The following is a 22,362-nucleotide window of genomic DNA, read 5'->3' on the forward strand; positions in this document are numbered from 1 at the left end:
TCAGAATTTTGCGCGCGTCAGGGTGATGTAGATGTCATAGATCGATGGGCCGATCAGGATGATAAGCAGCGGCGGAACCGTGAACATCATAGTGCCAAGGGTCAGCTTGGTGGGTAGAACGTTGGCCTTCTCTTCCGCACGCATGACGCGTTTGTCACGCATTTCGTCCGCATAGACACGCAAGGCTTCAGAGATCGAGGTACCAAAGGTTGCTGACTGTACCAGCACGGTCACAAAAGAGGCAACGTCAGGAACGCCGCAACGTTCGCCCATGTCTTTCAGAACGGTGACCCGGTCCTTACCAGCTTTCACCTCTTGCGAAACGATATCGTATTCCTCAGCAAGAGCGGGATAGCCAGCGCGGACCTCTTTCGCGACGCGAAGGATTGACTGGTCCAGAGACTGACCAGCCTCAACACAGACCAGCATCATGTCCAGACTGTCGGGGAAACCGTTGACGATCTCTTCCTGACGCGTCTGAATCCGACGCTCTACCCAGTAAACGGGGAAGTAGTATCCGGCGAGACCAGGCAGGATGATCCACATCGCCATCCCTGGGACTGAAAGACCACCGGTCGAACTTTTGAAGATAACGACCGCAAGACCTACTGCCATCAGGCCAAGACCAAGGATGAGCTGGGTGAAGTGGTACATCTGCACCGCGTTCTTCGTGCGATAACCCGCACGCATCATACGCATGCGTGTTTCGCCAAGCTCTTCCGCGCTTTTGGGCTCTAGAAACTCTGCGTATTTGTCCAGTTTGCTCTGGCTGCGCAGGCGTTTCCCGCTGATCTCGCTTGTGCTGGATTCGATTTGCGACTTCTTCAGCTTGTCCAGTGGATCGATGCGTTTCCGGATCAGGGCAGGCAGCGTGAAGATGATCAGCAGCAGGCCCAGCCCGCCAATGGCGTAAAGCGGGCCGAATTCGCCAAGGTTTTCAACGAGAAATGCGTTTGCTTTTTGTAGCAGTTCCATGACTGACCTCAGACCTTAATGTTAACCATCATGCGCATGAAAATCACATTCACGATCAGAAAAACGCCGACTGCGATTGCGGCAGGGATGAACGCGGACGTTTCCTTTACCCGATCGTAATAGTCTGGCTTGAGGACGTTGATCATCAGGATGGCAAGAAGAGGGAAGATGGAAAGGAATACACCTGACCATTTCGCTTCGGCCGTAATGGCGCGAACGCGGCGGAACAGTCGGAACCGAGCGCGGATCACGCGGCTAAGCCCCTCAAGAATTTCTGCAAGGTTACCGCCAGATTGCTGCTGGATAGTCACCGCAACTGCCAAAAAGCGCATGTCCTGCATGTCGACGCGCTCTGCCAAATCCTTCAGGCTGTCCGAGATATTACCGCCATATGAGCTTTCGTCAGCAATTACGCCGAACTCTGATCCCAGAGGGTCGGGAATTTCAGTCGCAACGATATTCACAGCCGAGGCAAAAGGGTGCCCCACACGCAGGCTGCGCACCATCAGGTCTACGGCATCAGGAAGCTGCTCTTCAATCAGGCCGAGGCGTTTCTTGGCTGTGCGAGAAATCCAAACATAAACCGCGCCAACACCCATCAGAAGTGAGGTGCCGATGCGGACGGGCAATGTTGCCTGCGTCAGCAGTGTCAGCGCTGCAAATGACACGACTGTCAGTAAAAGCATAATCAGAATCAATGCCTTAGGGGAGAAAGCGATATTTGCTTTCTGGGCCTTGTCGGCGAGCAGCGAGTACAGAGGGATACCCTTCGCATCCAGGTGCTGGCGCATCTCTTTGCGCAGTTGCTCCAGAACTTCCTGCCGTTCGCTGCCTTTTTCCAGCATGGTCATCCGCCGATTCAGGCGGTTGTTCAGGCTGATCGCTCGCCCAAAGACCGTCAGGTAGAGACCCTGAACCAAGGCCAGGACCCCTAGAAAGATCAGGCCATAGATGATGGGTTCCATACTGATTTGCATGGTGTTTACTCCGTTGTGATCGGCTCAAAGATAGATGCGGGAAGGTCATAACCCCACTGTTTGAAGCGATCTGAATATTTGGACCGGATGCCTGTTGCGTTAAAGCGTCCGATGATCTTGCCGTCGGGTTGAACACCCAGACGTTCATAGCGGAACACCTCTTGCATTGAGATGACATCGCCTTCCATACCCGTGATTTCCGTGACCGAAACCATACGACGTGAACCGTCTTGCAGACGGCTGGCCTGCACGATCAGGTTAACCGCGCTTGCAATCTGGCTGCGAACAGCCTTCAGCGGCATTTCGATCCCGGCCATCGAGATCATATTCTCAAGTCGCGAGACACTGTCGCGCGCAGAGTTTGCGTGGATCGTGGTCATGGATCCGTCGTGGCCGGTGTTCATCGCTTGAAGCATATCAATAACTTCTTCGCCACGCGTCTCACCCACGATGATGCGGTCAGGACGCATCCTAAGGGCATTTCGCAGACAGTCGCGCTGCGTGACCGCACCGCGGCCTTCAACGTTGGCCGGTCGGCTTTCCATCCGACCTACGTGGGTCTGTTGCAGCTGAAGTTCCGCAGTATCCTCGATGGTCAGGATACGTTCGGCATTGTCGATGAAGCTGGACAAGGCGTTCAGCGTGGTCGTTTTACCCGAACCCGTACCGCCAGAAACGATGACGTTCAGGCGGCAGGCCACCGCGGCCTGCAAATAGGCAGCCATTTCTTCGGTAAAGGCGCCGAACTTGACCAAATCGTCGATGCCCAGCTTGTCCTTTTTAAACTTACGGATCGAGACAAGGGATCCATCAACCGCAATCGGTGGAACCATCGCGTTGAAACGCGACCCATCGGCAAGACGGGCGTCGACGTAAGGGTTTGATTCATCAACACGACGACCCACGGCCGAAACGATCTTGTCGATGATGCGAAGAAGGTGCCGCTCGTCTTTGAAGGTGATGTCGGTCAGCTCTAGGCGACCAAACCGTTCCACAAAGATCTGCTGCGGACCGTTGACCAGAATATCGTTGACGCTTTCGTCTTGCAGCAAAGTCTCAAGCGGGCCAAGACCCATAACTTCGTCGAACAATTCCTTGTTCAGCGTCTGACGCTCTTCCTTGTTCAGGACGACATTCATCCCTTCAAGGTTTTCCGCAACAATCGCTTGGATTTCCGCGCGCAGGTCCGATTCCGTCGCGTGTTCCAGCGCCGAAAGGTTCAGGTTATCCAGAAGCTCTTTGTGAAGCTCCAGTTTGATGTCGCCAAGGCGTTCCTTACGCTTACGGTCTTTGTCAGCCACCTTTGCCTGAGCAGGCTGAACGGACGGTTTACGTGCAGCGACAGACGGTTTTGAGTTACCAACCGGTGCGGTTTTCGGTGCCTCTGGGGCCGTCGCGGCCGCGCCACCTTCTGGTTTCTTATATCGAGAAAACATTCGAAAACCTCTTTTCTAAAAATCTATCTGCCTGTCTCTTCTTCGACCGAAAGAGAGTAGAGGGATCCGGCCAGACGCTGAATCTCTTTGCGGAGAGGGTTCTTCTTGGCATTTTCCGCTAGTGGAAGCCCATGATCACCGGTTTGAACAACCTGCTCCCCCCCATCAGGCAACATCAACTCTATATCAATATCAAGGCTTTCTGCCATGCGCTTGGCGCGTGCTTTGCCGCTGAAGTCAGAGAACTTTGGCGCCCTGTTAAGCGCAAAGCGCAGCTTTTCGAACGGAAGGTCTTCTGATTTAAGCATACGTGTAAGGCGCAGGGTGTTCTGCGCGGCGCGCATATCAAGCTCGATCAAGGTGAAATAAAGCGTCGCGTCTGTCAGAACCGTCTCGGTCCACTGCACCAGCGTGGTGGGCATGTCGATGACCACGAAGTCAAAGTTTGCCCGCGCGATGGTAAGAATTTTATGGATGTCATCGGGGGACACATAGTCCAGTGGCATAATGTCTGACGGTGACGTCAGGACAAAAAGCTGGTCGTTGAAAGGCAAAAGCGCTTGCTGGAAAACATCCGTGTCCATGCCTGCGACGTCCGACAGCATGTCGTGAACAACTTCGCGGCGTGGAAGATCAAGGTATGTGGACGCCGACCCATACTGGAAATCAAAATCAAGCAGACAAACCTTCGGGCCGTCCTTTTTCAGAACGGTTGCGAGCTCCCATGCAAGGTTTACCGCAAATGTAGAAGCGCCAACACCGCCCGCGACACCTTGAACCGCAAAGACGACGCCGTCGCGGTCGCCAACGGGCTTCTCGGGGTCATTATCCAGAGTAAGGGGCATTTTCGGGGCTGCTTCTTCCGCTGCGATAGCAGCGCGCAAACGCTCGATCGCTTGACCCAATGCGCCGTCGGGAAGCGGGTAGGGCACGAAGTCATCGGCGCCAAGGCGCAGCAGTTGGTTTAGCGCGACAGGGCTAACCTCTTCCGCGATCAGGATGACGCGAATGCCCTTTGACCGAGCGGTTTTAGTAAGTTGACCAATCGCGGGAAGATTGGGTTCGTCCTGTTCGTCTACAGCGATGGCGATGAATTCAAGCTGGTTGGCTTCGGGCTGCGACAAAAAGACCTCGGCGTCTTCGAAGGTCAGATCGCCCCAATTTTCACCCAGCTCGTTTTCCATATCTTCGATCAAAAGATCGAAATGCTGCACATCGCGGGCAACCGTGCATGCTGTAATTGCGGCTGGTTCAGTTTCCGACGCGGCGTTGCTCGACATTATTTTGTGTTCCTTTACGGTGGTTTGGCTCCGTTGTGTGTCGCCCCCGCCTTGTGTTTGTCGGGCCGAAAACATCCCAACGCGACTCGTACGCACCTGAAGTCATTCAATCGTAAGATTGTAAGGCAAAATTGGCGACATTACGGCCTAAATTGTAAAAATTGTTTGGAGAAAAGGAAAGAACCCCGCCTCAATTAAGGCGGGGTTCTTAAAAGTTTTTATTGTCCGCCAGTGGCGCCTGGGGCTGCTTCTGCCGAGCTGCCCACGTAGGTGTTGTAGATTCTGGCTGCATATTTGCCGTCTAGGATCTGCGGGCGCCCTTTCAGGAAGCCAGACACCTCAGTCACGGTGCGGCGGTTGCGACGCTCGCGGGCCTCTGTCATGACCAGCGGGCGGGTCTCACCGAACGAAGCGACGGCTTCAAGACGTGAGCGGCTGATACCCTGGCTGACCAGGAAGTTCACCGCAGCACGTGCGCGCCGCAATCCCAACGACTGGTTGTATGCGGAGGAACCTACAAGATCCGTGTGACCATAGACGCGGAACTTCACGTATGGATACTGCTTGATCCAAGCGGCTTGTTGAACCAGTGCGCTGCGCGCTTCCGCATCAAGGTTGGATTTGTCGAACTCGAAATTGATCGTATTCGGCGCTTCCGCTGCAAATTTGCGGGTCAGGTTGATGGCCGCGTCCAGTTCTCCGGTATGAACAAGTGTGTTGTTCAGTGTGGAGTTTCCGAAATCGCCCTTATCAAGGCTTCCACCGGCTTCCACCAGTAGATCTTGTGGTGAACAGGCGCTAAGGCCCAGTGTTGCCGCTGCGGCGATGAGAATAAGTCCTTTACGCATGTCTATTACTCCATCACGTAGCCATAGGAGCCGCTGAAGTCTTGTCGAGCGACTTCGCTGACGGCAGGGCTTGTTGCACCGGGATCAGACGAGAGCTTGCCATTGATGAAAAGCTCATATTCTGACGGGGGCAAAACGCCATCGGTCGGAAGGGCAAGAAACTCTCCGCGTGTTGGCGACACCAAGTGGGCAGTAATCAGAACCACAAGTTCCGACTGTCTGCGCTGATAGCTGGCGCTACGGAACAGCGAACCAAGGATAGGTACATCGCCAAGCCAAGGAACTTGCGACTTGTCAGCCTCGAAGTCATCCGCCAGCAGGCCGGCAATCGCAAAGCTCTCACCATCATGAAGCTCAACCGTGGTTGTAGAGCGGCGAACGGTGAAGGCGCCTTCAATCGTAGGCTCGCTCACTTCGGCAGTAAGCTTCAGGTTGATGTTCTTTCCGACCACGTTTGGCGTGAAGTTCAGAAGGATACCGTATTTCTTGAACTCAATGTTGTTTTCGCCATCGGTTCTGACTTGAATCGGAACCTCACCACCCGCAAGGAATTCGGCTTCCTGCCCGGACAGGGCAATAAGGTTCGGCTCTGCAAGGCTGCGAATGAAGTCTTTTTCTTCAAGCGCTTCCAGAAGGACGTTGAATTCAACGGACCCAAGATCGAAGCCGAAGTTAAAGACACCGGTTGAATTAGCCAGGTTGGCGGTCCCAAGAGCACCAGAACCAGAAACTGCACCGGTAGTGCCACCGTTTACGCCAATGACGTTGCCATCAGAGTCCGAGATGTTCAGGCTTGAAGACAGCGCCTTCGTAACTTCCTTTTCCATCTCAGCGAAACGTACTTTCAGCATGACCTGCTGGCTTCCGCCAACGTACATCAGGTTGGTCACGCGGCCTGGCGCATAGCGTGACGCCAGTTCGATCGCACGAGCGATTGTTCCAGACGAGGACACAATCCCCGACAGAATGATACCGTCATTTGCCGACCGAACCTGAACTGGTTCACCCGGAAGAACTTCACGCAGACGTTCTTTCAGTTCGCTCAAATCCGGAATGACCTGGATCTCTACATTCGAGATCAGGTTACCTTCAGGCCCAAGCAGGGTCAGGGTCGTGCGACCCGGCGCCTTGCCAAGAACATAGATTGTCCGGTCCGAAAGCGTCGAGATATCCGCGATTGCCGCATTGGCAATCGAGAGCTCTCCAAAGATGCTTTCGCTTTCTACAACCACCGCCCGGTTCATGGGGATGGTCAGTTTGTTCGCTGTCCCTTCAGACAAAATCCGCAGAGTTTCTGCGGTTGCTGTTTGGGGGACGGTGAATAGTACGGCACACCCTAGAAGGGCCGCCTTAAAGATATTCTTAATTTTCATGTGATCCTGCCTTTCCGATCACGCCTCTCTCCGGGGGCTGGTTGTCCCAATGGAAGGATCATGCGGTAAACCTGAAATTTTTTCAATAATCAATGCATTGGGGGGTATGATTGATGTGGATATGTCACAGGGGACTCGACAAAAAAGAAAGCGGCCGCCAAAGACGACCGCTTTTCAAAGTGTTAGCTGAAGTGAACTTCACTCTTCGTCGGGGCACTTTACCTGCACAATGACGGTTTCCGTTCCACGACGCTGAGAGACAGTGCAAACTTTCTTCTGCTCAACCGGCACCACAACCGGAGCTTGAATGCCAAGAAGTTCATTCTGGCTGATTTCAATGTCCGTAGAAACTGTGTCGTCGCTGGCGCCAACCAAAGCCAGGGTTAAACGTCCGGTCGCTTGCGCTTGAGCTAGTGCCGCAACTTCCTGAGGGGTCGCCTCTACGGTTACGGTGCGAGCGATCAATGGGTTGTTCCGATCAAGGTCTGCGATCTGGTCAACAGCAATCAGGGGAACATTTGCCTGAATTAGCTTGGTGCCACGTTCACCGCCGATTGTGCCAGTCCAGTAAACATCAACGCGGTCACCAGGGCGCAGGAAACCTGACACACCTGAGCTTACGTCAACATTAATGGCGAAGGCGCGGTTGCCTTTCTTCAGCCGTGAGGTAATGCCTGCATCGTCACCGGGGTTGCTGATCTTCGCGCGCAGCAAGGGCTCATGTTTTTCCATCGCTCGCAGGGCGGTCCGGAATTCGTCTTCACCTTCAGGGAATAGAGACTCGATTGTGTTGAAAGAGCCTTCGGGCAGATATTGCAAAGGCCAGCGGATCAACTCAACGTCTTGTTTCTTGATCTGCTCACCATAACGCAACGGACGTTTGGTAATATAGACATCCGCCAGCGGGATCTGCTGTTCGAGTTGTTTCTGCCGTTCGGCGCGCTCACTTGCCAGTGCCGACTGATACTGACCAATATACCCTTGGGCCATGTATACGGCGAAGCCTGCCAACCCCACGCCAATTAATAAAACCAAACCAAAAACGAGGCGCATTAATTTTCCTTCCAGTTCGAGTCGACACCCCTGATACAGCGGCGCGTCGCGCAATCTTAATGGATCGTACCGTCCATTTGCCAGCGCAAACTATAGTACAACCTTAGCCCAATTGTATGGGGGCAATCCGAAAGGATAGAAAAAATGTCGTGACGCGCGAAATCTTGCTGACGGGATTAGTTGTCGCCGACCGTGGTTGAGGACACCTTGGCGCTTAGCTTCCCTCCGAGGCTTAGATTGCCTGTTTGAAGAAGCGCGATCAGCCCAAAACACATCAGGATGATTGCCGACGAGAGGACAACGAAATCGACCGAAATTGCGCCGGTTTCATCACCAAGAAATTTCTTAAACATTTGGGTCATACCTTTATCTTTAATGTTACGGGGAGGCTGCCTGCAGGGTACCCGTAATGAAATTCTAAAATCTTAAGTCGTCTGAATTGGATAAAGGCTATCGAACCCCGGCGGAAAAGTCGACAAAAAAGGGACCTAAATGCGTCAAAAATACGGCGAATGTGGTGTGGTTTTGCAATCAGTTACTTGGGAAGAAAAACCAAAAAGGCTGCGCCCAAATCGGACGCAGCCTTTATTCAGAAGTTGGCTTTTAGGCCAGAGGCTTATTAGCCGCCGGTGGTGCCAACGGTGATCGAGGTGCTCAGAGCGCCGGAGATCTTGGTGCCCAGTGCGTTAACGCCGGTACGAACGGTGGCGATAACGGCGATGCCCAGGCCAACGATGGCTGCGGTCAGAACAACCCAGTCAACGGTCACGGCGCCGGATTCGTCTTGGCTAAAGTGCTTAATGGTATCGAACAGTTTCATTTCGCATCCCTCCATAGGATAATACACAGTTTTCGACCTTCACAGAGACGCGATCTAACTTTCGCTTGATACGCTTCCCCTTGTTACTGCCCTGATAACACTCTTGGATTGGGGCGAGAGTAGGGCGGGGTCGCGGCAATAATAATTTTTTAGTATCGAATGCTTCTCAGTAAAGATTTTGTAAAATTGGCATAATTTTTCAAAGAAGACAACGAATTCCGTTATTGTTTCGTTAACGTGTCCAAACGCGCTAAGAATTGAAATCTTTGCTTGATAAACCCAATTCGATGGATGATTCTTCTACTTAAGCAGGTTCCCGAAAAGTGAGAGAGACAACTAGTGCGATATCTGGCAAATGTGATTCTCTTTGTTATGAGTTTTGGGTTGACCCCGTCTGTCGCGCAAGAATCCGCGCTGGATGAAGCGTTGCCTCAGGTAAATTATCCCGGCTCCGAAGCCAAAAGAGTCAAGCCGCCCACACCCGGGGCGAAGAAGCGGATCATGGTTCAGATCACTGAGCGGTATCCCGCATTTCCACCGCCGCCAGTAGACTATGTCCAACCGACCTCGGTTAACCCGGATGATTTCCGTCAGGTAGAGCCAAATGCGCCCAAGCCTGTCGAAGGGACGCGCTATGGCTGGTATTGGCGCTTCATCTCGCCCGAGATCGCTGCATCGCGGCCCGGGCGGATGCAAGAGGCAATTGCAGCGCTTTACGCTGCGCCTGAGGGGCAGGAAATCTCTGGCCCCCGACTGCAGACCATTCAGAATTACGTGAACGCCTACGGATCGGACATCTTACGGGCCACGGTCGGGACGCGGGTCTCTCCGGCTTTGGTAATGGCGGTGATTTCGGTCGAAAGCGCAGGGGTTCCAACTGCGGTTAGCCACAAGGGGGCCCAAGGGTTGATGCAATTGATGCCGGCAACAGCGCGGCGATTCGGGGTTAAAGATGCGCGTAACCCTGCCGAGAATATCCGGGGTGGCGTCGCCTATTTGGATTTCCTGATGGAATTGTTCGATCGTGACCCGATCCTCGTCCTTGCTGCATATAATGCAGGCGAAGGCGCTGTTCAGCGCTCAGGCGGGGTGCCCAGATATGCAGAGACGCGCGACTATGTTCCCAAAGTTCTAGCGGCGTGGGACGTTGCCCGGGGTCTTTGCCTGACCCGACCGGAATTGGCGACCGACGGTTGCGTTTTCCGACGCTGACCTAGACGCCAACCTTCGGTCCCGGACAAATCAGCGGATCGGTATTTTTCAAAACTGCGACCAAAGGCGGTTTCTCGGGGGCGCTGATGAACTGTGCGCTGACACCGTCTTCTGTCTGAAAGAAGTTCCAGCACTGAGGGTCTGTTGGGCGGGTTTCATAAAGAAAGCAGATGGCAGGGCCCTCTGCATACCAATGACCCATCTGGCATTCGCCGTCCAGAAACGTCCAGATGACGCGCCGCCCCGGCAGGTATTGCTCGGCCCCGTAAGTTTGACCGTTTTCCAAGAAGTATAATGTGCGACCTTCAGAGTACGTTTGAAACGCCTCGGCCGACATTGGTTCATCGGCGGTGGCCGTGGTCGCGAGGCTGGCAAAAACGATGAAAAAAAGCGCGCGCATGTGATCTCCTGAAGCTCAACCCTGCCAAGGGCAAGCCGCTTTGTCCATGTGGCAAGGCCGCAGAGCTTTCATCTGGGCGAAATAGTGATTAAGTGGGGCCGGTTACCGGAGGCAGCATGGCATTTTTCAGTAAACTTAAGGAACGGCTTTTCAAATCTTCGTCCAAATTGGAGGAAGGGTTAGAAGCGATTGTCGAAGATGGCGGCGTGGAAGAAGCCGCAGATGCGCAGCCAGAGCTCAGTGTTGAGCCTGAAACGGCCGCTCCGACGCCGACACCCGAGCCTGTGCCTGTCGCTCAGCCCCCCGAGCCTGAACATGAGCCGGTTGAAAAGGTCGAACCCGAGCCGACTTTCGAGCCTAAACCGGCCCGCGAAGAACCCAAGGTCGAACCGGTTACAGAGAAACCCGATCCAAAGGCTGAAGCGCCTAAGCAGGTTGAGCCTGCGAAGCCGGGGTTTGTCGGCCGCCTTATGGGGCGGGGTACAAAGAATGTCGTTCGCCGAGAGTTGGACGACGATATGCTGGAAAGCTTGGAAGAGCTTTTGATCACCGCGGACATGGGCGTTGACACGGCCCTGCGCGTGACAGCCAACATGGCAGAGGGCCGGTTTGGCAAACGCTTGTCAGTGGATGAGATCAAGGCGCTTCTGGCACAGGAAATTCAACGGATCATGGAGCCGGTGGCCAAGCCGATGCCCCTTTATGCCAAGAAACCTCAGGTGGTTCTTGTGGTTGGCGTGAATGGGGCCGGTAAAACGACAACAATTGGCAAGCTGGCCAGCCAGTTTCGTGCGGCGGGAAAATCTGTTGTCATCGCGGCGGGCGACACCTTTCGGGCCGCAGCTGTCGAGCAACTGCAGGTCTGGGGCGAACGCGCCGGCGTGCCGGTACTGACCGCGCCAGAAGGGTCGGACCCGGCCTCGTTGGCCTTTGATGCAATGACCAAGGCAGAGGCAGACGGTGCAGACCTTTTGATGATCGACACAGCGGGGCGGTTGCAGAACCGCGCCGATCTGATGGAAGAACTTGCCAAAATTGTCCGCGTGATCCGTAAGAAAGACCCGGATGCGCCGCATAATACTTTGTTGGTTCTGGATGCGACCACGGGGCAGAATGCGCTGAACCAGGTCGAGACCTTCCAGAAACTGGCAGATGTGTCTGGTCTGGTGATGACCAAGCTGGACGGCACGGCCCGCGGTGGTGTTCTGGTGGCGTTGGCGGACAAGTTTGGCCTGCCGATCCACGCGATTGGTGTCGGAGAACAGATCGACGATCTGGCGCCATTTGACCCTGAAGATTTTGCCAAGGCATTGGCCGGGGTGGCCGAGTGAACGACTGGCTTGTCTCTATCGAGGGGACAGAGGCCGGGCACCAGGTCGCGTTGGGGTTGGCGTTGCTGGCCGCGTTACTGCATGCCGTGTTCGGAGCGCTGCAAAAGGGGCGCCATGATCCTTGGATGTCACGTGGCGCGATCGACCTGAGCTATGGCCTGATGGCCGCGCCCTTTGCCCTGTTTGTGGTGCCATGGCCCGAGCCGCACATGTGGCCGATCTTTGCCGGCGCTTACCTGATCCATGTCGGGTACAAGCTGGCGCAGGGTTACACTTATACCAAGGGGGCCTATACGGTTGTGTATCCCGTGGTTCGGGGCACCGGGCCGCTGTTCGCGGTGATCGGCGCCTACCTGCTATTTGGCGAGACCTTTACCGGGGTCCAGTGGATCGGTGTCGGTGTTTTGCTGGCGGGAATTTTTGGTCTGGCAGTCTACAACCTGATCTTCCAGGACGTTGGCCGAGAAACGTTAAAGGCGGCCTTGGCTTTGGCTGTCTTAACGGGTTTTTTTGTTGCACTGTATACCACTTACGACGCCTATGGCATTCGCGCGACTGCGAACCCGATCACCTTCTTGGCGTGGTTCTTTTTTATCGATGGGTTGTTCTTTACGCCTTGGATTGCGTTGGTGCGGTATCGGCGGATGGTGAACCCGCCGGAGCTTGGGCCGTTGGCGGTGCGGGGCGTGATAGGTGGGTTTGTGGCGTTTGCGAGTTTCGGCTCGATCATGATGGCGACGCGGCTGGACAAGGTGGGCGAGGCAGCGGTGCTGCGCGAGACTTCGACCGTGTTTGCGGCGCTGATTGGTTGGCTTGTTCTGGGCGAGAAAGTCGGGCCGCGGCGCTTGACATTGATGGCACTGATCGCGCTTGGTGCGGTGATCGTGGAAATGGGGGGCTGAATGGCCGAGAAAGAGATTAATCCGGGTCTGAAGATGGCCTTGGAACTGGGGCCGATTGGCGTGTTCTTCGCGGCCTATCTGTTGGTACGCGACAAGGTGTTTCAGATCGGCGGGACCGAGTATGAAGGGTTCATTCTGGTCACGGCAGGTTTCGTGCCGCTGATCCTTGTGACCACGGGCATACTGTGGAAGCTGACCGGAAAAATCGCAAAAATGCAGGTGGTTACGGCGGTTCTGGTCACGGTGTTCGGCGGGCTGACGGTTTGGCTGAACGATGATCGCTTCTTCAAGATGAAGCCCACGATGATCTATGCGCTGTTTGCCGGCGTGCTTGGGTTTGGTCTGCTGCGAGGTCAGTCATATTTGCAATATGTGATGGAAGGCATGATGCCGCTTCAGCCGGAAGGCTGGATGAAGCTGACCCGTCGGATGGCTGCGTTTTTCGTGGGGCTGGCCGTGGCAAATGAGGTCGTTTGGCGCACGATGTCGACCGATGCCTGGGTGAACTTCAAGACCTTCGGGCTGACCTTTGCGGTCTTTGCCTTCTTCCTGACCCAAGGGTCATTGTTCCAGAAATACGGGACCGAAGAAGAGGACAGCTGAGGCGCTGCCTTGTCAAATTGCGCGGCCCTGACGGGCCGCAAGAGATGTTTGAAGCGGGGCCCTTTGCGGGGCCCCGCTGGCGTTTGGGGCACCGGAATCGCCAATATGACCTGCATATGACCTGCATATGACCTGCATATGAGTCTTTTGAGCGGGTTCAGACCGGCAGATTTTGGCAAAACGGGTCTGGGATGTGCTCGCCCCGTTTCTCGGCAAAGAGCATTCGGCCGCGCTGTAATCCGGGGCGTGCGCCAAGCGTTTTCAACCAGCGCGCCATGTTCGGCTTGTCATCGAGCGTCTGCTGCTGCCCTTCCCAGAGAGAGGCCCAGCCCCATGTCGCGAAATCGGCGATGGAGACGAAGTCACCCGCCAGAAACTGGGTCTTTGCAAGTTGCTGGTCGAGCACCTTGTAAAGGCGCGCGGTCTCGTTCCGGTAGCGGTCCATGGCGTAGGGGATCTGAACCGGCGGGGTGCGTTTCGGCAGGTGTTTGAGGAAGTGGTGGGCTTGCCCGACCATCGGCCCGACACCGCCCATCTGCCACATCAGCCATTGGTCGACCATGATCCTGTCACGTTCGGTCGTGCCGTAGAACTGGCCGGTCTTGCGCGCGAGGTATTGCAGGATCGCGCCGCTTTCGAAAATGGAGATCGGGGCGCCGTCCGGCCCGTCCGGATCGACGATCGCGGGGATCCGGTTGTTGGGTGAAACCTTCAGGAATTCAGGGTCGTGCTGTTCGCCTGCATTGATGTTGACCAGATGGGTCTTGAACGGCAGGCCCATCTCTTCCAGCGCGATAGAGATTTTCCAGCCGTTCGGTGTTGGCCAGTAATAAAGATCAATCATAAGCAGGCTCCTTCAGCGCGGTTCAGGATGGGGCATTTCCGGTCAGGGGCAAGGGGGAATTGGTACCGGGTCGTTCAAGGTCCTGCGACCTGCTGCCGCCCAAGGCCGGGCAGATCTGTGTGCGTGCCCTTGGAATGCGGGGCTGGCACCTTGACCCTTGCCAAGTCGAGCGGTAGGAAGTGCGCATCGTGGCGATTTGTTCACCGGATTGCGGGCCACGTTAAACATGCTGCTAAAGAGGTCGAGGACAAGCCATTGCCCCCGACGCTTTCCGCGGTGGGGGCTTTTTGTTTGCGGGGTCGAGATGACTGAGAATTGGAATACACGAACGAAGCTGGTGCACGGGGGCATTCGCCGCAGCCAGTATAATGAAGTTGCCGAGGCGATCTTTCTGACACAGGGCTTTGTCTATAATACGGCCGAGCAGGCCGAGGCGCGGTTTTTGGAAACCGGGCCGGACGAATTCATCTATGCCCGTTACGGCAACCCGACGGTGGCCATGTTCGAAGAGCGGATCGCGCTTTTGGAGGGGGCCGAAGATGCCTTTGCCACCGCGTCCGGTATGGCGGCGGTGAACGGGGCGGTGACCTCTATGTTGAAGGCGGGCGACCACGTGGTGTCGGCCAAGGCGCTGTTCGGGTCGTGTTTGTATATTCTTGAGGAAATCCTGACCCGCTATGGCGTCGAGGTGACCTTTGTTGACGGGACCGATCTGGATCAGTGGAAGGCCGCGATCCGCGAGGATACCAAGGCTGTGTTCTTCGAGACCGTGTCGAACCCGACGCTGGAAGTGATTGACCTGAAGGCCGTGGCCGATCTGGCCCATGCCGTTGGCGCGCTGGTTGTGGTGGACAATGTCTTTGCGACCCCGGTCTATTCCAAGGCGCTGGAAAATGGCGCGGATGTCATCGTCTATTCGACCACCAAGCACATCGACGGGCAGGGGCGCTGTCTGGGTGGGGTGATCCTTGGGTCGAAAGAATTCATCCGCGGCACGGTTGAGCCCTACATGAAGCATACCGGCGGCTCGATGAGCCCGTTCAACGCTTGGGTCATGCTAAAGGGTCTGGAAACGATTGACCTGCGGGTGCGGGCGCAATCGGCCAGCGCGCAGGCGATTGCCGAAGCGTTGGTGGGCCACGACAAGCTGGCGCGCGTGATCTATCCGGGGCTTGAAGGCCACGCACAGCATGCGATCGCGATCGAGCAGATGGGGCAGGGCGGAACCGTTCTGTCGCTGGACCTGAAGGGCGGGCAAGAGGCCGCGTTCCGGTTCCTGAACGCGTTGCAGATCGCGGTGATCTCGAACAACCTTGGTGATGCGAAATCCATCGTGACCCATCCGGCCACCACGACTCATCAGCGTTTGCCGGAAGAGCAGAAGGTGCACCTTGGGATTACCCCGGGTCTGGTCCGTTTCAGCGTGGGAATCGAGGACACGGGTGACCTGATTGCCGATGTGAAACAGGCTTTGGACGCGGTTTAACCCTTCAAAACCCGCCGAAAACCGGGTTTTTGGCGGGTTTTATTGGACAAAGCCCTGCGCAGTCCCACATAGAAGGCGGTAGACACACGAGGGTGAAGCCTTTGGTAGAGATGAACGCAGAGTTTGATGCGGCAGCAAGCCGGGACGAGGCCGAAAAGGCGCTCGCCATTTTGCGCAGCTGGATCGCCGGTGCTGGTGACGAGGACCTAAAGTCGCTCGACCCTGCCGTGTTGCGTGCGCTGCTGGGCCAGGCTTACCCGGAGTTCAACCGCGAGTATCCTGCCGAGTTCACCGTGGATGCGGAATACAAGGCCAGCCTGCCGGATCTGCAGAACGGGCCGTCGAGCCTGATCAAAGGCTCCAAGCGGCATATCGAACATGTTGGGATTTCCAACTTCCGCCTGCCGCTGCGCTATCACACCCGTGACAATGGCGATCTGACGCTGGAGACCTCGGTTACTGGCACGGTCAGCCTTGAGGCGGGCAAGAAGGGCATCAACATGTCCCGGATCATGCGCAGCTTCTACGAACACGCGGACCGGACCTTTAGCTTCGAGGTGATCGAGGCGGCCCTGGATGATTACAAGGCCGATCTGGAAAGCTTTGATGCGCGGATTCAGATGGCCTTCAGCTTCCCGATGAAGGTGGACAGCCTGCGTTCGGGCCTGCAGGGCTATCAGTATTATGACATCGCTCTGGAACTGGTCGAACGCGACGGGCTACGCCAGAAAATCATGCATCTGGACTTTGTCTATTCGTCCACCTGCCCGTGCTCGCTGGAACTGTCCGAACATGCGCGCGAGACCCGCAATCAGTTGGCGACCCCGCATTCGCAGCGCTCTGTTGCGCGGATCTCGATCGAGATGGAGCCGGGGCAGAAATGCCTGTGGTTCGAAGACGTGATCGACCTGTGCCGCAGGGCCGTTCCGACAGAGACTCAAGTGATGGTAAAGCGCGAAGACGAGCAGGCCTTTGCCGAGCTGAACGCGGCCAACCCCATTTTCGTGGAAGATGCAGCGCGCCTGTTCTGTGAGCAGCTGCTGGAAGACAAACGCGTGGGCGATTTCCGCGTGGTGGCCAGCCATCAGGAAAGCCTGCACAGCCATGATGCGGTGTCGGTTCTGATCCATGGCGATACCTTCGATCAGGCCAGCTTTGACCCGCATCTTTTTGCCACGCTGATCCACAGGGGCTGACGCCTCAAGCGGCATCGCCGCTTGACAGTCGCAGGGCGCAAGGCCAAGCCTTCCCTCATGTTGGATTTTCGTCCCGTTGGATATGTTATCGGCCTTGTCGTGGTCGCGCTTGGGGCTTCGATGCTGTTGCCGATGGCGCTGGACCTTGCGCAGGGCAATGGCCATTGGGGCATTTTCGCGGAATCCGCGATCCTGACGATGGTGTGCGGGGCCGTTCTGGCCTTGGCGTGCAGCAATGGCGTGCAGGCAGGGCTGTCGATTCAGCAGACCTTCCTTCTGACAACGGGTGTTTGGTTCGTGCTGCCGATGTTCGGCTGCCTTCCCTTCATTCTGGGGGCGACGGACGCCAGCCTTGCTGACGGGTTCTTCGAGGCGATGTCGGGCCTGACCACCACCGGGTCCACCGTGTTTTCAGGGCTGGATGACCTGCCGCAGGGGATCTTGCTGTGGCGAAGCATGCTGCAGTGGTTCGGTGGCGTCGGGATCATTGTTGTGGCGATGGTATTCCTGCCGGAGTTGCGCGTTGGTGGTATGCAGATCTTCCGCTCGGAAAGCTTTGATACCGATGGCAAGGTTCTGCCGCAGGCCGCGCAGATCGCGCAGCGGATTTCGGTTGTTTATGTGCTGCTGACGCTGGCTTGTTTCCTGTCCTATTCCGCTGTGGGGCTGAGCACGCTGGACGCGATGCACCATTCCCTGACCACGATTGCGACAGGCGGGTTTTCCAGCCATGACGCGTCTTTCGGGGCGTTTAAGGGAACGCCGGAATATGTCGCCGTGATCTTCATGATCCTCGCGTGCCTGCCGTTCATCCGCTATGTTCAGATGCTGGCCGGGCAGCATTCGCCCCTGTTTCGCGATACGCAGGTTCGAACCTTCCTGTGGATCTTGGCGGCGATTGTCGCTCTTATGACCTTCCGGCAGGTTGTGGTTCTGGGCGACGGGGTCGAGCCTGCTTTTCGAGAGGTGATCTTCAACGTCACGTCGATCATGTCGGGCACAGGCTATGCCAGCACCGACTATCAGCTTTGGGGCGCTTTCAGCGTCGCGATCTTTTTCTTCATCGGCTTCATTGGTGGCTGCGCGGGATCGACGACCTGTTCGATCAAAGTGTTCCGGTTCCAGCTTCTGTTTACCTCTATCAGATCAATGATCCGCACGATCCACTCGCCTTCCGGCGTGTTCACCCCGCGCTATGAGGGCCGCCCTGTCCCGGAAGAGGTCATGTCCTCGGTCATGGCGTTCTTTGGGCTGTTCGTGGTGTCGGTGGGTGTTCTGGCGGTGCTTCTGGGTATGACGGGCCTGGACTTTGTCACCGCCGTGTCCGGGGCAGCGACAGCGATGGCCAACGTGGGCCCCGGTCTGGGCCAGATCATCGGTCCGGCGGGCAACTTTGGCGAGCTGAACGACACTGCCAAGTGGTTGCTGTCCGCAGGAATGCTGATCGGGCGGCTGGAGCTGATGTCGGTCTACGCGATCCTGACGCTGAACTTCTGGCGCGCGTAATCTGGCGCCGTCGATGAAGTATTAACGCGCCAGAATGGTCGGCATATCTGCTGCGCATATCCTTAAAATGAGGGAAGGGCGCCCCGGAAGGCGGAGTACCTGCGCGTGTCTTCCCGTAGATTTGACGTCTATGCTGTCAGGAATGGCGAGCGCATTGCGTGACCAAAAGGAATTGTAGCGTCGCAGCAAGGTGTAATGCTGCGCGCATATGTTTGTCTAAAATCTATGCGGTGAAATTCAGGGTGCGGCCCATTCCTGATCGAAATACAGGCCGCCGAAGGCTTAAAGCGCCTTCAGGTCACCGGCAAGCTGGCGGCCATCGCGGCCTTCGGTCAGTTCATAGCTTAGTTTCTGATTGTCTTGCAGACCGGTCATACCGGACCGTTCGACTGCAGAAATATGCACAAAAACGTCCTTTCCGCCATCATCAGGGGCGATGAAGCCGTAACCTTTAGTCGTATTAAACCACTTCACGGTGCCTGTGGGCATCGCGCTTCTCCTTCAAAGTCTCTCCGCCCGCAGTATGCGGCGGCTTGGTCACTTTCAGGTTTTCAGGAGGTCAATCTTCCCCGTAATTGGGAAATGGCGTCCTGAAAATCCGTCGTCACACCCTGAACATTTGGGGCGAATCAAAATTTAAGCAAGGGAGAAGTCTTACGAGCGGCAATGCCTTGCGATACTGTGCCAAAAAATCAGGAGCGGTTGATGAAAATTTACGGGATAAAAACCTGCGATACCTGCCGCAAGGCGCGTAAGGCCTTGCCAGAGGCGGAATTTGTGGATGTGCGTGAGGACGGCCTGCCTGCGGAAACGCTGCAAAACTTTTGGAATTCGCTGGGTGAACCCCTGTTAAATAAGCGCTCTACGACTTGGAAAACCCTGTCCGAAGAGGCGCGATCAGGTGATCCCTTGGCGCTGATTTCGGCGAACCCGACCCTGATGAAGCGCCCCGTGATCGAAGCAAATGGGCAACTTTATCTGGGCTGGACTGCGGCTGTTCAGGCAAAATTGCTTGGAACCGGCGCCTGAGATGCCTAGGTAGCGGGTGTATCGAGCAAGGAGAGTTTCATGCGCAACGCCGCTTTGGTTCTGGGCATCATCGCCGGTGTGATCGGCCTGATGGTTGGATTTTTCGCTTACGGTTATACTGAATTCGTCAACTGGTTTGGCGAAGTCGACAATATCGCCGAGCAGGTGGACAACCCCGACAAGATCCGTGCCGTTTCGCTGATCGCGCCGATCCTTGCGATTGCGGGGGGTGCGATGGCGCGCTCTCAGAACATCGCGGCCGGCGCGCTGTTGGTGGCCTCGGCGGCGGGGATGCTGTGGGGCTTTGGCTTTGGGGTCTTTACGATGTTCCCAATCGCCATGGCAGGCTTGGGCGGCATTCTAGCCTTCGCCGCCCAAAAGCCGGACGCGCATTAACGGTTCGACAGGAAGCGGTCCACCGACAGGGGGCCCGCGCCTTTGATCACGAGGGTGATCAGAACAACCATCCAGAACAAACGCTGGTCCAGGATCAGCGAATCAGGGGTCTTGTCGAACCAGGCGCCCAGAGTTTCTGCGTGTTCTATGCCGCCATGGCCGAACAGGTCCGTCAGGCTTTGGACAACAACGAAGCCGATCATGCCAAGGGCTGCCAGACGGGTGGCAAAGCCGATGACGATCAGCAGGGGTAGGATGAACTCGGCATAGGTGCCAGCCAGCACGACCAATGTGTGGAAAGTGCCCAGTTGCGAGGGGTCATAGCCTGCGGCCTCCATCGCTTTGGGAAAGATTTGCGCATAGGCCCCGAGGGAGGGTGAAAACAGCCCGGCAAACCCGTCGCCAAGTTTGGTCAGGCCAGATTTCCAGAAATAGACCAGAAGCGTGGCCGCAAAGGTGAACCGCGCCAGAAGCGGTAGCAGGGTGGGACCAAAGGCGGCCTCTAGTCGGTCGAAGATAGAATCGTGCAGGCGGATCAGGGCGGTCATTGGGGTCCCTCGCTAATGTGAACAATGGCACTGGTTTGCAGCAGTAGTTGCAGGTTGGCGGTCAGATCGAATTCGGGGGCCGCGGCCTCGGCCGCGGTGATGGCTTCGCCCAAGGTCTCGCCCGCCTGAAGCGCGGCGATGAACAGGGCGCCGCCTGCGGGCAGTAGATCGACGCGCGGGTCGAACTCTGGCCGGGTGATCAGCGCGTCTTCGGGCTTCACTACAGGTTTGGGCGCCTTGAGGTCCATGTTGGCGCGCCAGATCGCGACGATCGGGTGGTCCGAGGTGACGACGCGCAGCGACGGTGCCAGCGACAGGCGCAGGGTCATCAGCCGGTCAGGCGTCATGGTGGCCATGGCGGAAGGGTCGGCGGGCGTGGCGTCAGCAGCGTGGTAAGAGCTGCGCAGCGCCAATTCCAGACGGGCAATATCGGGCAGATAGGGCAGGTGGCCGACCGGCGGGAAGCCCGCCAGAAATGCGGGCATCTCGGCCCCGAAGTGCATCATCAGGGGCGAGGTCGGCGGATAGCTGCGAACATATAGCCCCCCCATCGCATCAAAGAATTCGTCACCTAGCAGTTTGCGCAGAACCGGGAAGCCCGTGCGCAGCGCCTCCAGCAAGCTGGAGACGACATTGTTGCGATAGACGTCAAAGCGCTTGGTCGCGGGGGTGCCGTCCGGGTTGGTCAGCCCTGAGGGCACCGCCTGCTGAGGGTCCAGAAGCGCGGTGGTGAAATCGGTCTGGCCCACGCTCATGCGGGCACCTTGTCCAGAATGGCGGCGGCGCGGGCGGACTCTGCTTCCAGCTCTGTCCAGTCGGGGACATCGTTGTCCCATTCGATCAGCGTGGGCAGGGGGCCGGATTTGGCGATGGTATAGTCATAAAGCGCCCAGACCGGATCGACGACGGGCTTGCCGTGGCTGTCGATCAGCAGGGGCGCGCCGGTTTCATCGGCATCTTCGTCATGGCCGCCAAGGTGGATTTCCCCAACCTTATCCAGCGGGAAGGCGTCGATATAGGCGCGGGCGTCCAGCTGTTGGTTGGTGGCCGATACGAAGACGTTGTTGACGTCCAGCAGCAGGCCACAGCCGGTGCGGCGGGCGATCTCGGCCAGAAAGTCGGTCTCTTCCATCTCGGTCTCGGCGAAGGCCAGATAGGTCGAGGGGTTTTCCAGCAGCATCTGGCGACCCAGAACCTCTTGCACCTGATCAATGTGATCGCAGACGCGGGTCAGTGTTCCCTGAGTATAGGGCAGCGGCAGCAGGTCGTTCAGAAAGTGGGTGTCATGCGTGGACCAAGCCAGATGTTCGGAAAAGCGGGCAGGCTGTAGCCAGCCGACAAGCTGTTTCAGCCGGTCCAGATGTTCTGGGTCCAAGGGGGCCTCGCCGCCGATGGACAGGCCGACACCATGGACGGAAAAGGCAAAGCGTTCGGCCAGGTGACGCAGTTGCGCCAGCGGGCGGCCGCCCATTCCCATGTAATTCTCGGCGTGGATTTCCAGCCAGTCGACGGCACCCGCATCCTTCATGATCGCGCTGAAATGCTGCGGTTTGTAGCCTACGCCGGGGCGATTGGGCAGCTGTTCAAAGCGGTGGGGAAGAGCGTCAAGCATCGCAAGGCCTTTGGCTGAAAGAGGGTGCCCCCCGGCGCGTATCGCCGAGAGGCGAGGGGGTCTTATGCGGGCAGGTCGCGGTCCAGTGCTTCCAGCGAGCCCATGCGGCCGTCCGGCAGCTCCATGGTTTCGCAGGTGCCGGCCGGAACCAGGGTCCATGCGTTGCCCTGATAGTCTACGGTCGAGGAACCGGCGCATGTGGTGCCCGGGCCCGCGGCGCAATCGTTTTCGCCTGCCAGCGAAACGCCAAAGCACTTTTCGTTCTTTTCTTCCATGGCGACGGCGGTCGTGGCGTGTGCGGTGAAGGCTGCGGCAACGGCGCCAGCGACGGCGAGGGTTTTTACGGTGTTGGACATTGGGTGTTCCCTTTTTGAAAAATCTCAAAGCGTCGCCTTGTTGCGACACCAAGAAGATTGTCCGCCCCGGCACGGCTTTTCCATTCACAGGCCCGTGGGTCACAGCCGCGTGACTGCTGGTGAGATGGCGCGAGCGTTTCGTGAGAGGTTTTGCAAGAAACCCGCGGAAAAAATCACAA

General features: G+C 56.8%; 25 protein-coding genes and 1 riboswitch. Of the genes, 9 read left to right on the forward strand and 16 right to left on the reverse strand.

The features are described 5' to 3' along the window. The 9 genes from CLM58_RS08665 to CLM58_RS08705 form a co-directional block, all read right to left on the reverse strand. A complete protein-coding gene (locus tag CLM58_RS08665) occupies positions 1–975 on the reverse strand; it encodes a type II secretion system F family protein (RefSeq protein ID WP_095595528.1) in 975 nt (324 codons plus the stop codon). Positions 976–983: 8 nt separating this feature from the next. Then, a complete protein-coding gene (locus CLM58_RS08670) occupies positions 984–1,952 on the reverse strand; it encodes a type II secretion system F family protein (RefSeq protein ID WP_095595529.1) in 969 nt (322 codons plus the stop codon). 5 nt (positions 1,953–1,957) lie between these two features. Beyond that, positions 1,958–3,388, reverse strand: coding sequence for a CpaF family protein (locus CLM58_RS08675; protein ID WP_095595530.1), 1,431 nt, complete (start codon positions 3,386–3,388; stop codon positions 1,958–1,960). A 23-nt stretch (positions 3,389–3,411) separates the two neighbouring features. Next, complete coding sequence (locus CLM58_RS08680) at positions 3,412–4,668, reverse strand: AAA family ATPase (protein ID WP_095595619.1); 1,257 nt, start codon at positions 4,666–4,668, stop codon at positions 3,412–3,414. Positions 4,669–4,886: 218 nt separating this feature from the next. Beyond that, on the reverse strand, positions 4,887–5,516 hold the full coding sequence (locus tag CLM58_RS08685) for an OmpA family protein (RefSeq protein WP_095595531.1): 630 nt from the start codon (positions 5,514–5,516) through the stop codon (positions 4,887–4,889). A 5-nt stretch (positions 5,517–5,521) separates the two neighbouring features. Beyond that, positions 5,522–6,889: a type II and III secretion system protein family protein gene (locus tag CLM58_RS08690; protein ID WP_095595532.1), complete on the reverse strand. Its 1,368-nt coding sequence runs from the start codon at positions 6,887–6,889 to the stop codon at positions 5,522–5,524. Positions 6,890–7,087: 198 nt separating this feature from the next. Next, positions 7,088–7,996, reverse strand: coding sequence for a Flp pilus assembly protein CpaB (gene cpaB, locus CLM58_RS08695; protein ID WP_308422257.1), 909 nt, complete (start codon positions 7,994–7,996; stop codon positions 7,088–7,090). A 122-nt stretch (positions 7,997–8,118) separates the two neighbouring features. Next, positions 8,119–8,304, reverse strand: a complete 186-nt coding sequence (locus CLM58_RS08700; protein WP_095595534.1) for a hypothetical protein — start codon at positions 8,302–8,304, stop codon at positions 8,119–8,121. Between the two features lie 257 nt (positions 8,305–8,561). Beyond that, positions 8,562–8,762: a hypothetical protein gene (locus CLM58_RS08705; protein WP_095595620.1), complete on the reverse strand. Its 201-nt coding sequence runs from the start codon at positions 8,760–8,762 to the stop codon at positions 8,562–8,564. A 501-nt stretch (positions 8,763–9,263) separates the two neighbouring features. Here CLM58_RS08705 and CLM58_RS08710 point away from each other — a divergent pair. Next, positions 9,264–9,974 (forward strand): lytic transglycosylase domain-containing protein, encoded by a 711-nt coding sequence (locus tag CLM58_RS08710; RefSeq protein WP_229666217.1) that lies wholly within the window; start codon positions 9,264–9,266, stop codon positions 9,972–9,974. Position 9,975: 1 nt separating this feature from the next. Here CLM58_RS08710 and CLM58_RS08715 read toward each other — a convergent pair whose 3' ends face one another. Continuing rightward, positions 9,976–10,374 carry a hypothetical protein gene (locus tag CLM58_RS08715; RefSeq protein ID WP_095595536.1) on the reverse strand — a complete coding sequence of 133 codons (399 nt, stop codon included), beginning with the start codon at positions 10,372–10,374 and terminating at the stop codon, positions 9,976–9,978. A 116-nt stretch (positions 10,375–10,490) separates the two neighbouring features. Here CLM58_RS08715 and ftsY point away from each other — a divergent pair, with 116 nt between their 5' ends. From ftsY to CLM58_RS08730, 3 genes are read left to right on the forward strand one after another with little or no spacing between them, the layout of a single operon-like run. Then, on the forward strand, positions 10,491–11,705 hold the full coding sequence (gene ftsY / locus CLM58_RS08720) for a signal recognition particle-docking protein FtsY (protein WP_095595537.1): 1,215 nt from the start codon (positions 10,491–10,493) through the stop codon (positions 11,703–11,705). Further along, entirely contained in the window at positions 11,702–12,607 is a 906-nt protein-coding gene (locus tag CLM58_RS08725) for an EamA family transporter (protein ID WP_095595538.1), read from the forward strand. Before ftsY ends, CLM58_RS08725 begins: the two co-directional genes overlap by 4 nt. Then, the gene (locus tag CLM58_RS08730; RefSeq protein ID WP_095595539.1) at positions 12,608–13,210 is read left to right on the forward strand and encodes an inner membrane-spanning protein YciB; all 603 of its coding nucleotides are present in this window, start codon (positions 12,608–12,610) and stop codon (positions 13,208–13,210) included. 157 nt (positions 13,211–13,367) lie between these two features. On the opposite strand, the gene CLM58_RS08735 is transcribed toward CLM58_RS08730, so the two are convergent. Then, on the reverse strand, positions 13,368–14,054 hold the full coding sequence (locus tag CLM58_RS08735; protein WP_095595540.1) for a glutathione S-transferase family protein: 687 nt from the start codon (positions 14,052–14,054) through the stop codon (positions 13,368–13,370). Positions 14,055–14,232: 178 nt separating this feature from the next. Further along, positions 14,233–14,311, forward strand: a riboswitch (SAM riboswitch). A 47-nt stretch (positions 14,312–14,358) separates the two neighbouring features. On the opposite strand from CLM58_RS08735, the gene metZ reads away from it, so the two are divergent. From metZ to CLM58_RS08750, 3 genes are all read left to right on the forward strand, one after another. After that, a complete protein-coding gene (metZ, locus tag CLM58_RS08740) occupies positions 14,359–15,540 on the forward strand; it encodes an O-succinylhomoserine sulfhydrylase (protein ID WP_095595541.1) in 1,182 nt (393 codons plus the stop codon). Between the two features lie 110 nt (positions 15,541–15,650). Continuing rightward, a complete protein-coding gene (folE2, locus tag CLM58_RS08745; protein WP_095595542.1) occupies positions 15,651–16,736 on the forward strand; it encodes a GTP cyclohydrolase FolE2 in 1,086 nt (361 codons plus the stop codon). Between the two features lie 57 nt (positions 16,737–16,793). Then, entirely contained in the window at positions 16,794–18,242 is a 1,449-nt protein-coding gene (locus CLM58_RS08750; RefSeq protein WP_095595543.1) for a TrkH family potassium uptake protein, read from the forward strand. 282 nt (positions 18,243–18,524) lie between these two features. Here CLM58_RS08750 and CLM58_RS08755 read toward each other — a convergent pair whose 3' ends face one another. Next, positions 18,525–18,731 (reverse strand): cold-shock protein, encoded by a 207-nt coding sequence (locus CLM58_RS08755; protein ID WP_095595544.1) that lies wholly within the window; start codon positions 18,729–18,731, stop codon positions 18,525–18,527. Between the two features lie 216 nt (positions 18,732–18,947). On the opposite strand from CLM58_RS08755, the gene CLM58_RS08760 reads away from it, so the two are divergent. Both CLM58_RS08760 and CLM58_RS08765 read left to right on the forward strand, forming a co-directional pair. Next, complete coding sequence (locus tag CLM58_RS08760; protein ID WP_095595621.1) at positions 18,948–19,271, forward strand: ArsC/Spx/MgsR family protein; 324 nt, start codon at positions 18,948–18,950, stop codon at positions 19,269–19,271. Positions 19,272–19,310: 39 nt separating this feature from the next. Further along, entirely contained in the window at positions 19,311–19,667 is a 357-nt protein-coding gene (locus tag CLM58_RS08765) for a hypothetical protein (RefSeq protein ID WP_095595545.1), read from the forward strand. Here the strand turns inward: CLM58_RS08765 and CLM58_RS08770 are convergent. From CLM58_RS08770 to CLM58_RS08785, 4 genes are all read right to left on the reverse strand, one after another. Continuing rightward, positions 19,664–20,215 carry a DoxX family protein gene (locus tag CLM58_RS08770; protein WP_095595546.1) on the reverse strand — a complete coding sequence of 184 codons (552 nt, stop codon included), beginning with the start codon at positions 20,213–20,215 and terminating at the stop codon, positions 19,664–19,666. The genes CLM58_RS08765 and CLM58_RS08770 overlap by 4 nt on opposite strands. Then, a complete protein-coding gene (locus CLM58_RS08775; protein ID WP_095595547.1) occupies positions 20,212–20,970 on the reverse strand; it encodes an HvfC/BufC N-terminal domain-containing protein in 759 nt (252 codons plus the stop codon). The genes CLM58_RS08770 and CLM58_RS08775 overlap by 4 nt, the downstream gene beginning before the upstream one ends. Beyond that, on the reverse strand, positions 20,967–21,827 hold the full coding sequence (bufB, locus tag CLM58_RS08780; RefSeq protein ID WP_095595548.1) for an MNIO family bufferin maturase: 861 nt from the start codon (positions 21,825–21,827) through the stop codon (positions 20,967–20,969). The genes CLM58_RS08775 and bufB overlap by 4 nt, the downstream gene beginning before the upstream one ends. 62 nt (positions 21,828–21,889) lie before the next feature. Then, the gene (locus CLM58_RS08785) at positions 21,890–22,183 is read right to left on the reverse strand and encodes a BufA1 family periplasmic bufferin-type metallophore (protein ID WP_095595549.1); all 294 of its coding nucleotides are present in this window, start codon (positions 22,181–22,183) and stop codon (positions 21,890–21,892) included. Between the last annotated feature and the right edge of the window lie 179 nt (positions 22,184–22,362).

It is taken from the genome of Actibacterium pelagium (genome assembly GCF_002285415.1).
Taxonomy (GTDB): domain Bacteria; phylum Pseudomonadota; class Alphaproteobacteria; order Rhodobacterales; family Rhodobacteraceae; genus Actibacterium_B; species Actibacterium_B pelagium.